The sequence below is a fragment of the Amycolatopsis orientalis genome, from assembly GCF_000943515.2.
Taxonomy (GTDB): Bacteria; Actinomycetota; Actinomycetes; order Mycobacteriales; family Pseudonocardiaceae; genus Amycolatopsis; species Amycolatopsis orientalis.
Genome location: NZ_CP016174.1, coordinates 2355351 through 2368095, shown reverse-complemented (window position 1 = coordinate 2368095; position 12745 = coordinate 2355351). Strand labels below are relative to the sequence as shown.

10 protein-coding genes are annotated in these 12745 nt (G+C 64.8%); 4 read left to right on the top strand and 6 right to left on the bottom strand.

All coding sequences use genetic code 11. The features are described 5' to 3' along the window. Positions 1-45: 45 nt before the first annotated feature. From SD37_RS10620 to SD37_RS10610, 3 genes are read right to left on the bottom strand one after another with little or no spacing between them, the layout of a single operon-like run. Positions 46-570, bottom strand: coding sequence for a MaoC family dehydratase (locus SD37_RS10620; protein WP_044851052.1), 525 nt, complete (start codon positions 568-570; stop codon positions 46-48). Further along, complete coding sequence (locus SD37_RS10615) at positions 567-1373, bottom strand: HpcH/HpaI aldolase/citrate lyase family protein (RefSeq protein WP_167369628.1); 807 nt, start codon at positions 1371-1373, stop codon at positions 567-569. The genes SD37_RS10620 and SD37_RS10615 overlap by 4 nt, the downstream gene beginning before the upstream one ends. A gap of 37 nt (positions 1374-1410) precedes the next feature. Next, a complete protein-coding gene (locus SD37_RS10610; protein WP_044851050.1) occupies positions 1411-2637 on the bottom strand; it encodes an aminotransferase class I/II-fold pyridoxal phosphate-dependent enzyme in 1227 nt (408 codons plus the stop codon). 1881 nt (positions 2638-4518) lie between these two features. Between SD37_RS10610 and SD37_RS10600 the strand changes: the two genes are divergently transcribed. The 4 genes from SD37_RS10600 to SD37_RS10585 all read left to right on the top strand — a co-directional run bounded on the left by SD37_RS10600 (position 4519) and on the right by SD37_RS10585 (position 10040). After that, positions 4519-5463, top strand: coding sequence for a tryptophan dimethylallyltransferase family protein (locus SD37_RS10600; RefSeq protein ID WP_044851048.1), 945 nt, complete (start codon positions 4519-4521; stop codon positions 5461-5463). Then, the gene (gene idi, locus SD37_RS43665; RefSeq protein ID WP_044851047.1) at positions 5463-6029 is read left to right on the top strand and encodes an isopentenyl-diphosphate Delta-isomerase; all 567 of its coding nucleotides are present in this window, start codon (positions 5463-5465) and stop codon (positions 6027-6029) included. Before SD37_RS10600 ends, idi begins: the two co-directional genes overlap by 1 nt. Before the next feature lie 89 nt (positions 6030-6118). Continuing rightward, entirely contained in the window at positions 6119-7303 is a 1185-nt protein-coding gene (locus SD37_RS43660; RefSeq protein WP_063774568.1) for a cytochrome P450, read from the top strand. A 37-nt stretch (positions 7304-7340) separates the two neighbouring features. After that, positions 7341-10040, top strand: a complete 2700-nt coding sequence (locus tag SD37_RS10585; RefSeq protein WP_236725330.1) for a non-ribosomal peptide synthetase — start codon at positions 7341-7343, stop codon at positions 10038-10040. A 663-nt stretch (positions 10041-10703) separates the two neighbouring features. Here SD37_RS10585 and SD37_RS10580 read toward each other — a convergent pair. The 3 genes from SD37_RS10580 to SD37_RS10570 form a co-directional block, all read right to left on the bottom strand. Beyond that, positions 10704-11063: a hypothetical protein gene (locus tag SD37_RS10580; RefSeq protein ID WP_044851045.1), complete on the bottom strand. Its 360-nt coding sequence runs from the start codon at positions 11061-11063 to the stop codon at positions 10704-10706. Positions 11064-11197: 134 nt separating this feature from the next. Then, a complete protein-coding gene (locus tag SD37_RS10575) occupies positions 11198-11689 on the bottom strand; it encodes an NUDIX hydrolase (protein WP_044851044.1) in 492 nt (163 codons plus the stop codon). Positions 11690-11768: 79 nt separating this feature from the next. Beyond that, complete coding sequence (locus tag SD37_RS10570; protein WP_236725329.1) at positions 11769-12239, bottom strand: exonuclease/endonuclease/phosphatase family protein; 471 nt, start codon at positions 12237-12239, stop codon at positions 11769-11771. Positions 12240-12745 lie beyond the last annotated feature (506 nt).

The following is a 12745-nucleotide window of genomic DNA, read 5'->3' as shown; positions in this document are numbered from 1 at the left end:
CTACCATGCTGGGGCGCGCTGGGGGAAGTGGAACTCATCGCCGGATCAGGTGATCGAGGCATCGCGGGTGGCGGCCTCGCTGAGCGGGATGAGCGCGGACCGGGTGAAGATCATCACCAGGGTGCCGTCAGGCTTGAGTCCCCTGGACTCGAAGGTCACGATCCCGGCTTCGGGGCGCGATTTCGACCGCCGCTTGGCCACCACGGTCGTCTCGGCATACAAGGTGTCGCCGACGAAGACCGGGTTGGGCAAGCGAATGCTTTCCCAGCCGAGGTTGGCGATCGCCTTGGCGCTGGTGCCGTTGGTGCACATCCCCCCGACGATGGACAGCGTCACCAGACTCGAAACCAAGGGTTTACCGAACTCGGTGTGGCGGGCGTATTCGTGGTCGATGTGCAGGGGATGATTGTTGAGCGAGATCAGGGACTGCCACACGTTGTCGGTCTCGGTGATCGTCCGGCCCGGCCGGTGTTCGATGATGTCCCCGACGTCGAACTGCTCGTAGAACAAGCCCTTGTTTTCGCGGTAGCGCCCGCCACCCAGATCTTCAAAGAACGGTACGGATTTCACATCATCCCCTGGAGTTCGAGAATCGCCTGGGCCCTCTTGAGGAACGGCGGCCCCACCATCAACCCATCCACGGTATGGATGCCCTTCGAGGAGGCGTCGAATTTCTTCACCACCTGCTGAGCCCACGTGACCGCTTCTGCCGTGGGGCTGTAGATCTCATTGATGATCGGCACTTGCCGTGGGTGAACGGCGACTTTGCCGGTGTAGCCCATGTCCACCGACCGGCGTGCCTCGGTGCGCAACAGTCCGACGTCGTCGAGATCGAACGTGGGAGCGTCCATGACCTGGATCCCGGCGGCACGGGCGGCCATGACCACCTGTGACCTTGCAAAGAGCACGCTCTCCCACGCCAGGGATGCGCCGATCTCAGCGGCGTAATCGGCCAGGCCGAACACCAGCCCACTCAGTCGCGGACTCGAGGAGACGATTGCCCTCGCGTTGGCCACCCCGTTGGACGTCTCGATCACCGCCCACACCGTCGAGGCGCGGCCTGCGGCAGTGAGGATCCGATCGGCCAACTCGATTTGCTCAGCAGTCTCGGCTTTGGGAATGTGGATGACCACCGGCTCGATCTCTGCGTCACAGACCGCCAGCAGATCTTCCAGTCCGTCCCGGGTCATGAGGCTGTTGATCCTTACCCCCAAGACCTCAGGCAGATCCTCGCTGGTCAGCTGAAGGTATGCCCGCCGAGCCCGTGCCTTTTCGTTGGTCGGGACCGCGTCTTCGAGGTCGATGAGGTTGACGTCGGCTCCACTGGCCCGGCCCTTGCGGAATCGGTCCACACGCAGCGCGGAGGTGACCAACAGACTCCGGCACAACGGAGCATCGAGTAACGAAGTGTCAGACATGGGGCACCACGTCCTTGTCGAGAAGGTCGCACAACCGCTCCAGGTCCGGCCGGCCCACGTCAGCCCGGATCATGACTCGCAGTCCTTCCTTGCCCCGGGCGGTGGTCGGGAAATACACCGGCGCGACGTAGAAACCTTCGTCCAGCAGTGTGTTGGACAGGCCGACGGAAAGAGCCGGGTCTCCCACCACCAGCATGCGAACCGGCATCTGACTGCCGGCCTGGGCGGTGGGAACGCGTTGGTCGAAGTAGGCGAGGTTCTCCCGCAGCTTCCCTTGGAGCACGGCCAGCTCAGGGCCTTCATGGATGCCGATACAGGCCCGGATACTGCCGAGGTTGGCTGTGCTCATCGTCTGCGACCAGCACATGGGGCCGGCCATCGTGTTGACGATGCGCCCGATGTCCTGGCGACCGGTCATAACGATCCCGCCGGTGCACCCGAAGCCTTTGACCAGCGAGCCGGTAATGAGGGTCAGCGGATTGAGTTCACCCACGCGTGAGCGCACGAAGCCCTCGCCCTTGGTGCCCATGACCGACATGGCGTGAGAGTCATCCAGCCACAGGAACAGCCCATAGCGGTCCTGCAACTCGAGAAGGGCATCCATGTCGGCCATGCCGCCGGTGGAATACGCTCCATCGGCGATGTACGCCACCCGCGGATGCTTCTTGCACAGGTCTTCGAGGTAGTTCATGTCGTTGTGCGGGCTGATGAGCACTGGCGCCTCATCGGCACAGACCGGCTTCATCAGGTCCATGCAGAAGTGGGCCCGCTTGTCGAAGACGGTGACTCTCGGTTTGCCGTCGATCAGCGCCCCCGAGGTGACCAGTGGTAGCAGCGCCGCCGTGGCCACAGAACAGGAGATCGCCACGAAGCACTGAGCGTCGAACAACGTCGAGAACCGCTCCTGGACGTCATACATCAGCGACGACTGAATGCGCGTCGGTGCGATGCCAAGCTCAATGATCTGTTCCTCGCGCAGAGCATCGATCGCACCCTGAATCACCGCCGGATGGCGATTGAGACCCAGGTAGGAATACGAGCTCATATTAATGAACTGGCGACCACTTGACCGCTCTACGAGCGACCCATCGGGGCTGCTTGTGGCGTGCAGAGCGATCAGACCGGCGTCTTCAGCCGCCGTCCAGTTCGGCAGGCTGTAGGCCATCATCTTCTCGGTGTTGCGGTACAAGCGGGGGCCGTAGGTTTTCGCCTCACTCATCGCACTTTGTCCTTTCTGACAAGAATCTCCGGCAGCCATCCGTCTGAAATGACTTCCTTCGCCGGCCTCGGCCGCGCACCGGGCTCATGTGCCACACGCCAGCCTGCGGTATCGAGTCTCGTGACATGGTCAAGCCCGTGAGAACGTTCGGTTGATCGTCCGCAAGAGGCAAGGTCGTCGTGAGGCTGCCGGTCTCGATGAACCGAGCCCAAAGCCAGGTCGTACACCTGTCAATGGCCATTCGTTCCTTCCTTTAGAGACTCTTCGCCGCGAATCTGGAATGGCGGGGAGATCTCCGGGCCGACAGCGCACACAGCTGGATAGCTTTCACGCGAACGCTCGGTAAGCGTGGCATGGATCATCCGAAAGACCCGCGCCAGCAGGGATGTGACGCTAGTCATGTTGACCTGTTTCAAATGGTGGATCTGCGCGCTGTCTTAATCTTGCGCGCTGCTCACTTGCGAGATAATCCCTGGCAAGGTGCATGCGTTCGACAAAGACGTGGTCGCGAAGATAAAATTCGTCGCATGTTCCCGGGCGGGTGGCTCGGTGCGTAGATCATACGAATGTCGCAACGTCACAGTTCCTGAACAGGCAGACAACTATGCACCTTCGAGAGGATGGATGGCCGGCGACCCCGTTGCCGAGGTGACCTTCCCGCCCCTGGCACGACTCCAGTCGCACCTCGAGGGCGGCAGGTGCTGATCGTTCTGGGGCTTGCTGCAGCGGTGGGGCGCCGGCCTGACCGCGGGGGCGACCGAGCGGCGCATGGCGGTGCGACTCTCCCAGCAACGGCTGCGGCTGCTGAACACGTCCACCGACACCGCAACGCGGGCCGGGCAGGGCAACGCCGACCCTGAGACCGACTCGAGGGCGTCGGAACTGCCGTCGGTGCGGCGGCTTGCCGCGGCCGGTGTCCTTGCCCTGCCCGGACAGTCCGCGCCCACACCACCGGAGATGGACGGCCCCGCTGGGAAGTTGGGGGGCGCAGAGGAAGGGGTGTCGACGTACCGGTGCTGCGACAAGCACCTCCCCTGCCCCTTCTTCTCTAGCCGGTCCCCGGAGAGGAAGACGGAAAGGAAGCCGGAGAGGTAGTAGGACAAGCTTGTAGGGTCTCACGCCTGATGTCGTAATCTCCCGAGCAATGTCGTGCGGATGCCGTAAACGACATGGCGACGAGATTCGTTCTTACTCACGTCGATGTTCGGCCGTTTGTGTGGTGTCGGCGGCATGTCGGCGCGGCGTGACGCATGCACCGCTGCCGGCGGTGGACTGTGGCTACCTGTAGCCCATCGGCCCCAAGTACGAGCAAGCCTCCACGTCCGGTCCGTTAAATCGTAGCGGGCAATGCGGTACTGCGATGAGACGATGAGCTTGCTCACCTCCGCAGGGCGCACAGCGAAACGTCATCGTCTTCGGTGGTCCAGAGGCATTGGCATGAAGTGTGAGCACGCGCAGTTCTTGCCAGGCTTCCACAACGACAGGCCCGTCGGTGGACGCGCGAAAATCACGACGTCGACATATAGGTCGGTTGCCAGCCGATTTGTAGGCGCAACACGCCGGTTCTGGCTGATCGCCTGGTACCGCTTACCCGGATGGCCGGCGCAGACGGGGAGCACAAAGGTGCAGATGTCCTGACTCGTTGGACCGACCTGGGCCCGGGGACTTGAAGACGTCAACTGGGAATTGTCATGCTGCACCGCGATTTGCTGTCCGATCATGGAGGCCAGGCGAGTGACAACAGGCCGCGAAAGAACCTGGGCAAATGTTGCCATTGATCGTTCGCTGACAACATACCGAGACGTTGCTACGAGGCATCTTAAGCTTGCGAGCAGGACCATTTCAGGGACAGGCGAGCCCGCTGGGCATCAGATCGATCTCGTGGGTTCGCTGTTGGGAGCGTGGGCGGATGAGCCGGTGGAGCGGTTCGACGGGTATCACTCGTTTGCCGCGAACGATGGCTCGCCGGTGGAGTTGTCGTGCGCGATGGCCCGGTCAGGAGCGGAAGTGCGGCTGCTGTTCGAGCCCCTGGACACCCGGCAGGCCCATGAGGCAGGGCATCGCTTCGTGGAGCGATTGAACAAGATCCTGGGCATCGACGTAAGCCGGTTCCACCTCGTCGCGGATCTCTTCCCTGGGTCGCCGTCAGCCGGTTCGTTCTCGATGCTGTGCTCTGCGGCGTTGAGGGTTGGCGGAACTCCGCTGTTCAAGGTGTATGTGAACCCTGCCGTCGGCGAGCCGCGGCCACACCAGGTCATCGGGGAGGCGATGAGCCGTCTGGGACTGTCCGCGCAATGGGCGTTCGTCGCAGAGCATCTGAGGGATGGACTTGGCTCGCTGGAGCAGGAGATCGCGTTGTTCGCGCTGGATCTCGGTGACTCGCCCGAGGCCAGGGTGAAGATCTATCTTCGGCACAGCGGCTGCGGGGCGGAGCAGGTCGAGCGGGTCGCGCGGCTGGCGCAGGACCATCAGCCGGATCTGTTCGCCAAAATCCTCGATCGTCTCTACGGCGCGCCCGTCGACCGCTTGGTGAAGGCTCCGATGACGTGCCTGTCGTTCCTCGGAAACCATCGGGAGCCTGCTTCGGTCACGTTGTACTGTCCGCTAGACCCGAACATCAGCGACGACGCCGAAGCCAGCACGCGAGTCGTGGATCTGCTGGAAATGTCGGGCATCGCACCAGAGCCGTTCGGCGCGCTCGCGACCGCGATCTCCGGCGCCGACCTGGCCGGCGGACGCAGGCTCAGCTGGGTGAGTTACAAACAACCCGCGGATCCCGTGGTGACCGTCTATGCCGGCCTGGACGGCTCGGCGCGGGCCTCGTGATGGGCAGCATTTCCGCCGATGACCACCCGAACGCGGAGATGGTCGTCCTGCTCGACGAACAGCTGTCCGAGAAAGGCGTGGCGCCCAAGGCGAGCGTGCACACCGCGGACACGCCGCTGCATCTGGCGTTCTCCTGCTATGTCTTCGCGTCTGATGGCCGGGTGCTGCTGACCCGCAGGGCACTCGGCAAGAAGACCTGGCCGGGTGTGTGGACCAACTCGTTCTGCGGTCACCCGGGCCCCGGCGAGCCGATGGCGGATGCCGTCACACGACGGGGACGACAGGAGCTCGGCCTCACCGTCACCGAGCCGCGCGCGGTGATCCCGGACTTCCGGTACCGGGCCGTCGACGCGAGCGGGATCGTGGAAAACGAGTTCTGCCCGGTGTGGACCGCCGTCGTGGATTCAGACCCGCGTCCAGAGCCCGGCGAGGTTTGCGAATGGCGCTGGGCGGAATGGGCGGACCTGGTAGCCGCAGTCGGCCGCCTGCCGTATCTGTTCAGCCCATGGGCCCAGCTGCAAGTCCCCCGGCTGCACGCTGCCAGATCGGGGCCGGAACCCCGATGACGCCATCGACGGTTCCCGCCTACCCGATGGCCCGGGCGTGTCCGTTCGATCCTCCGGCCGAGTTGGGGCACCTTCAACGGGCTGCGCCGGTGTCGCGGGTGCGGCTGTGGGACGGCAGTACGCCCTGGCTGATCACCCGGTACGAGGACGTGCGGACGGTACTCGCGGATCGGCGGGCCAGCGCGAACCCGGACCTGCCCGGCTACCCGCACGTGAGTGCCGGCGGTGCCGCGCAGCAGCGGCGGGTGCGAACCTTCCTGGACATGGACGATCCGGAGCACTTGGTCTACCGGCGGCTTCTGGCGGCGGACTTCACGGTCCGCCGCAGCGAAGGCAGGCGAGCCCATATCCAGCAGGTCGTGGACGACCTGATCACGACAATGCTGGCCGGTCCGGACCCGGCCGATCTCGTCACCGCGGTGGCGCTTCCCTTGTCGGTCCGGGTGATCTGCTCGCTGCTGGGAGTCCCCTATGCCGACCGCGAGTTCTTCCAGCGGGCCAGCAACACGGTCGTTTCCAGTCGTGCGTCCGAACAGCGCGTGCTGTCGGCGACCGAGGAGTTGCTCGACTACCTCGCCACCCTGATCGACCGCAAGGCCGAAGAGCCGCGCGACGACCTGCTGAGCAGGCTGGCCGTGGACGAGCTGGGCGCCGGACGGATGACCCGGGAGCAGCTCGCCTCGATCGCCCACGTGCTGCTCGTCGCCGGACACGAGACCAGCGCGAACATGATCGCCGTGGGGATGGCGCTGCTGCTGGCGAACCCCGGTCACGCCGACGCCGTCCGCACCGCCGACGGCCCCGCCACGCTGGCGAACGCGGTCGAGGAGTTGCTGCGTTTCCTCAGCATTGTCCAGTCCGGGCGTCGCCGCGTCGCCCTTGCCGACATGGAGATCGGCGGGACGCTCATCCGCGCGGGTGAGGGCATGGTCGTGGCGACCGACGTCGCCAACCGGGACGAAACCGCGTTCCCAGACCCGGCCACCTTCGACATCGGCCGCCGCGCGCGGCACCATCTCGCGTTCGGTCACGGCACCCACCTGTGCATCGGGCAGGCGCTGGCCCGTGTGGAGTTGCAAGTCGCCTTCGGCACACTCGTCCGCCGCATCCCCACACTGGCGCTCGACTGCCCGGTGGATGAACTGACCTTCAAGCACGCGTCTGTGGTCTATGGCGTCGGAGAGCTTCCCGTCACCTGGCATCGTCCGCGAAACGGTGCCGCACCCGCATCGACCGCAACCAAGGAGATCATCCATGCCCGGACCGGCGACTGACGCGAGCACAGGGCCGGCCACGCTGTCAGACATCCTGATGGCAGCCGTGGACGACCACCCGCACAACGTGATTCGCTACGCGGACCGTGCGGGCCACACCGACCAGACCTACGCGGACCTCCTCGACACAGCACGCCGATTCCTCACCGGACTACGAGGACACGGCCTCGAACCAGGTGACAAAGTCATCCTGCTACTGGACCGGCCGCAGGAAGTCGTCCCGCTGTTCTGGGCCTGCGTACTCGGCGGGTTCGTCCCGTGCGTACTCACGCTCCCTGCGGACCGAGGGCGTTGGCCAGAACACCTCGCCCACGCGCACGGGCTGTTGGAGCCGCCGCTGCTGGTGACGAACGGTACCAAGGCCGCTGATCTTCCCCCCGTCCCCGGCCTCGTGACCGCCTACCTCGACGACCTCGCCGCAGACGAGCCCGCTCGGGACGTCCACCACGCAACGGGCGACGATCTCGCGCTGCTGGTGCTGACCTCCGGCTCGACCGGCGCCGCCAAAGCAGTAATGCTGACACACGCGAACCTCAACGCGTCCATGGCAGCCAAGAACGGCCACCACAACCTGACCTCCGCGGATGTCAGCCTCAACTGGATCACCTTCGACCACGTAGCCGCGCTCCTGGAATGCCACCTCCTGCCGCTGTTCGCCGGGGCGTCCCAGGTCCACGCCGAACCCGCGACGATCCTCGATGACCCGGTCGAGTTTCTCCGGCTGATCTCCCGGCACCGGGTCACCATGACCTTCACGCCCAACTTCCTGCTCGCACTGATCACCAAGGCCATCACGGACGCCCCGATCACTGACGACCTCGACCTGTCCCAGCTGCGGCACATAGTCAGCGGCGGCGAGGCGATCGTCCGCGCCACCGCCGCAGCGTTCCTCGACCTTCTCGAACCCCACGGCCTCCACCGCGGCGCGCTGTGGCCCGCCTTCGGGATGACCGAGACCTGTGCGGGCTGCACCTACTCCCACGACTTCCCCCGGCATGACCACGGTCAGGAGTTCGCCAACCTCGGAACCGCCGTCGACGGCCTGCGCATCCGTGTCGTCGACGACACGGAGCGGCCCGTGGCGGCGGGACAGGTCGGGCACGTGCAGTTCGCCGGTCCGATGATCACCCCCGGCTACTACCGCAACCAGGACGCCACCGCGGCAGCGTTCACCGCCGACGGCTGGTTACGCAGCGGCGACCTCGGCACACTCGACGACGGCCGCGTCACCCTGGCAGGCCGGAGCAAAGACAGCATCATCGTCAACGGCGTGAACTACTACAGCCACGAGCTGGAAACCGCGCTAGGGCGGCTCGACGGCGTGCTGAGCGGATCGGTGGCCGCCGTGCCCATCCGGCCCGCCGGGGCGGACACCGAGCAACTCGCGGTGTTCTTCGCGACCGACGTCGAGGACGCCGATGAGGACGCCCTGCACCGGCTGATCATCACCGTGCGCAACGGCGCAATCCTGCACTGGGGATTCCGCCCCGCCCTTGTCCTTCCCATCGCCGAGGCCGATATTCCCCGCTCCAGCCTCGGCAAAATCCAACGCGCGCAGTTGCGCCGACGGCTGGACAGCGGCGGCTTCCAGGCGCGCAAATCCGTCATCGACCAGCTGGTCCAACGCCAGTTCGGTGGGTTCAGCGAACCCTCCGGCGCGACCGAGACCGCTCTTGCGGAGATCTACGGCGAACTGTTCGGCCTGCCGTTCGGTGAGGTCAGCGCTACCGCCGGGTTCTTCGACATCGGCGGCACCTCGCTGGACATCATCCGCTTCAAGCTGGCACTGGAACGCCGGCTCGGCATCCCGAACGTGCCCGCCACCTGGCTGTTCACCGAACCCACCGTCCGGGGACTAGCCAAACTGATCGACTCCGGCGGCCCGGCGCGGACCGACGAGTATGACCCACTGGTCACGCTGCAGCGAACCGGGGACAAGACTCCGCTGTTCTGCGTCCATCCCGGCACCGGCGAGGTCATGCTCTACGTCAGTCTCGCCAAATACTTCACCAACGAGCGGCCCTTCCACGCCCTACGCGCCCGCGGCTTTAACCCAGGAGAGAGCTTCTTCGCCACCTGGGATGAGATGATCGACTGCTACGTCACAGCGATCCAGGCCGAACAACCACACGGTCCCTACGCGGTCGCCGGCTACTCATACGGCGGCGCGGTCGCCTTCGAAATCGCCAAACGTCTCGAGGCAAAGGGCGAGCACGTCGGCTTCGTCTGCGTCATCAGCCAAATCCCACACATCGGCACGCTGATGCGGGGCAACTACCTGGAACAGGCCACCAGCCTCGCCGCCTACCTCGGCCTGATCACCGCCGAGCAGAAACTGGAACTGCGGGAGAACCTCGCCGACATGGACCGCGACAAACAAGACGCGGGCATCATCGCCGCCGCCTCGAAAACCCGCCTTGCCGAACTCGACCTCGACTCGGACAGTTTCGCGAACTGGGCCGCGCTGGTGTACCGGCTCATCGAACTGGAACGCGACTACCGACCGACCGGCTCGGTCGAAACCCTGACCGTCCTGCTCGAAACGACCCCGGACCACGTCAAAGAGCCACCGATGTGGAGCCCCGACGATGTACGTGCCTGGGACCCGCACTCCCGCAACGCAGCACGATATCTCGACGTGACCGGTGAACACGACATCCTCCTCGGCCCGCGCTACATCGAAACCGTCCAAGCCACCCTCCGGACAGAACTAGACCGCGCACTACCGACAGGCTAGAAGAACCAACCACACCCGCGAGCGCTTGCCTGCCGCGCTCTCGGCAGCTCGGCCGAAGAAATGCCACACAATGAGACCAATCGCCATGTCATCGGGGTGAGACAACCCCGAAAAGCTCAGGTCGCACAACACCAACATGTTACGCGCGATGAGACCCTACGTTGGCAGTCACGCTCCGCGTCGCAGGCCACAGCCTGGCGTTGATGTCGCGTATCCGTCAGGGTTTGTGCGGGTTGCGCACGGAGCCTGCCAGTGCACCCTCATCGGCAGTCACGCCAACGGTATCCGCCCTATCGGCAGGTGATGTTCCGATACCGAAGAAAGAATTCCTCCAGCTATCCATACGCTGCAACCTCTGCCTTGGAAATCTGCTTGCCCTCGGCTGGGAAGCGTGGAGCGCGGGCCCGGATTCGGCCCCATTCGGCGAGGTCTTCGTCTACCGGTGGCCGGATCATGCGGATGTACCTGGAACTGTTCTACCAGCGATTCGACAGGCCTCGCCTCGTGCGCGAACCCTTTGAATGAGCCATGCCATAGAGCACGAGAGCGGGCGTCGTACGCGACGACGGCCTCACTGAACCCCAGCGACGGCCCGGAAAATATCACGAGGAACTACGAGCATGAGCAAGAAAAGTGCGAATTCTTTGTCCACCGCTTGATGGGTTAGGCGTCCTGTTCGATGCGTTCGAAGATGTCGATGTCGGTGGCCTGCTGCCAATCGGGCAGGTCGTCCCAGTCCGCAACGTAAGACGGTTTCGGGTCAGGGAAATGCTTGAAGATCTGCCCGATCCAGCACAGGGCGACGAAACGGCCCTTCTGCTCCGGCGTGAGCTTGGCTGTGGCACCGTTGGTGGCCGTGATGAAGGCGAGAACCTGGTCGTAGACGGCTGTAGCGGCGTCGCGTTCCCAGTCCGGTGTCTCGTCCCAGGGCGTGATGTAGCCGGGTTTCGGTTCGCCGGGATAGTGCTTGGTGACTCCGGCGATCCAGGCTTCGCGGAACACGCGGCCACGGTCGTTGGGCATGGGTTTCCTCCATTTAGGCGACGTGGCCGCGGACGAGGTCAGTGATCTCGGCGTCGAGTCGCTGGATGTTCTTGTCGGCAAGCAGGTCGCGTAGGAGCACCGTCACCGACAGGAATGGGCATTCCGCCAGCCCCTCAGTCGATGAGCGTGAGGGGCTCGGGGCTGAACCGGTCCGCGAGCAGGTCGTCGAGCAGGGAAGGCAGGGTGGCGGGCAGGAGCTTGTCGCGGCACTGCCGCAGTTCGTCCGCCGCCCACCAGCGACGCTCGATCAGACCGGCCTTTTCGTTCTCGGTGGGTTTGAGCGCGACCTGCGGCGCAGTAGTGGGTGTGTGTCCGAGGAAGACGTGCTCGATGCGGTGATGGTCGCGGTCTTTGTAGCGGAAGCGGGATTCGCGGACCCACAGCTTGCGGCCGAGGGTCGTGAGCGTGATCCCGGTTTCCTCGGCGAGCTCACGGCGGGCGGCGGCATCGAGGTCCTCGCCCTCGTCCAGGCCTCCGCCGGGCAGTTCCCACCAGTGGTGTGCGGGGTCAGTGGGGTCGAGGGCGTGGATGAGCAGCATGCGGTCGTCGGGGTCGAGCAGGAGGACGCGGGCACCGATTCGTGGTGTGCTGGTGGAGGCAGGCATCCTGTGGCAGGTCCTCGTGGTCGGCTGGCGGGCATGTGGATCCGGCAGCCGGCGACGACGAGCGGTAGGGCCGAGTGAGTTAGAACAGAGTCGGCTCCGGCTCGGCGTGTGTGGCCGCCGCAGCGGGATCCGACGTTAGCAGCGATGTGGTCGCGGTCATCGACACCCGTACGGCGAGTCCCGAATGGTCGGTGAGCCGGGTCCCGTCGGTCCCCGCTTCCCTGGTCTCGTGGACGTACTCGCACGCGGTGAGCCGCTGTGCCACGGCGGGGGAGCCGTGAGCGTGGTCATAGCGGTATCCCAGATCGGCTCGGCGTGCCCAACTGTGCTCGACGGCGTCGGCGTGCAGGTGCCGAAACAGGTCCACCAGGCCGTGTCGCTCGGTCAGGCCGGTGTAGAAGGAGTACTCGAACGGTGCGAACTGGCCGCGATGCGGGGGGATGTGGGTGGGTTCGAGCCACCAACTCAGGACAGTAGTGGTGAGCCACGAGGGCGTCGGGACCTCGATGCGGGCGTTGCATGATCCTGTGCTCCGGGCTGCGTCCGACACGGTCCGGAACGACTCGGCCGAACGGTACCGGCGAGCCCTTCCCAACCTTGCCGAAAACACGGCCACCCCAGGCGGCGGCCTGACCTCGTCGAGAGGGAATACATTCCCGGTTGAATACCCACACTTCACCAGTTATTGACCCGTATGGCAAATATGTCGCCGAGGGCACCCTGAACCGTCCCCGCTTTCCTGCCGGTGGCTTACTGACCAGTGATCATCTGACCGATGGTTCGGTGTCAGCGTAGTGGGCTGCCTCTGTGGACGCTTCCTCAAGACTGACCCCCTGGCGATTCTTGGGTCCGAGTACTCGTCGCAACACGACCCTTGGTAGAAGTGGGTGTGCTGATGGCGAGGTGTGGCAGGAAACGGCGACTGGAGATCGAGACTCAGTACTGGCAACTGATCTTGTCCGGAATCGGGAGGGTGGAGGCTTGTCAGACCGTCGGGATCGGCCGCAAGACCGGCTACCGATGGCGAGCGGAGAACGGCGACTCGACTGGCGAACG

Excerpts from the sequence above, each read along its gene's own strand:
- SD37_RS10610 (WP_044851050.1), bottom strand. The coding sequence starts at position 2,637 with ATGAGTGAGGCGAAAACCTACGGCCCCCGCTTGTACCGCAACACCGAG.
- idi (WP_044851047.1), top strand. The coding sequence starts at position 5,463 with ATGGGCAGCATTTCCGCCGATGACCACCCGAACGCGGAGATGGTCGTC.
- SD37_RS10585 (WP_236725330.1), top strand. The coding sequence starts at position 7,341 with ATGGCAGCCGTGGACGACCACCCGCACAACGTGATTCGCTACGCGGAC.
- SD37_RS10580 (WP_044851045.1), bottom strand. The coding sequence starts at position 11,063 with ATGCCCAACGACCGTGGCCGCGTGTTCCGCGAAGCCTGGATCGCCGGA.
- SD37_RS10575 (WP_044851044.1), bottom strand. The coding sequence starts at position 11,689 with ATGCCTGCCTCCACCAGCACACCACGAATCGGTGCCCGCGTCCTCCTG.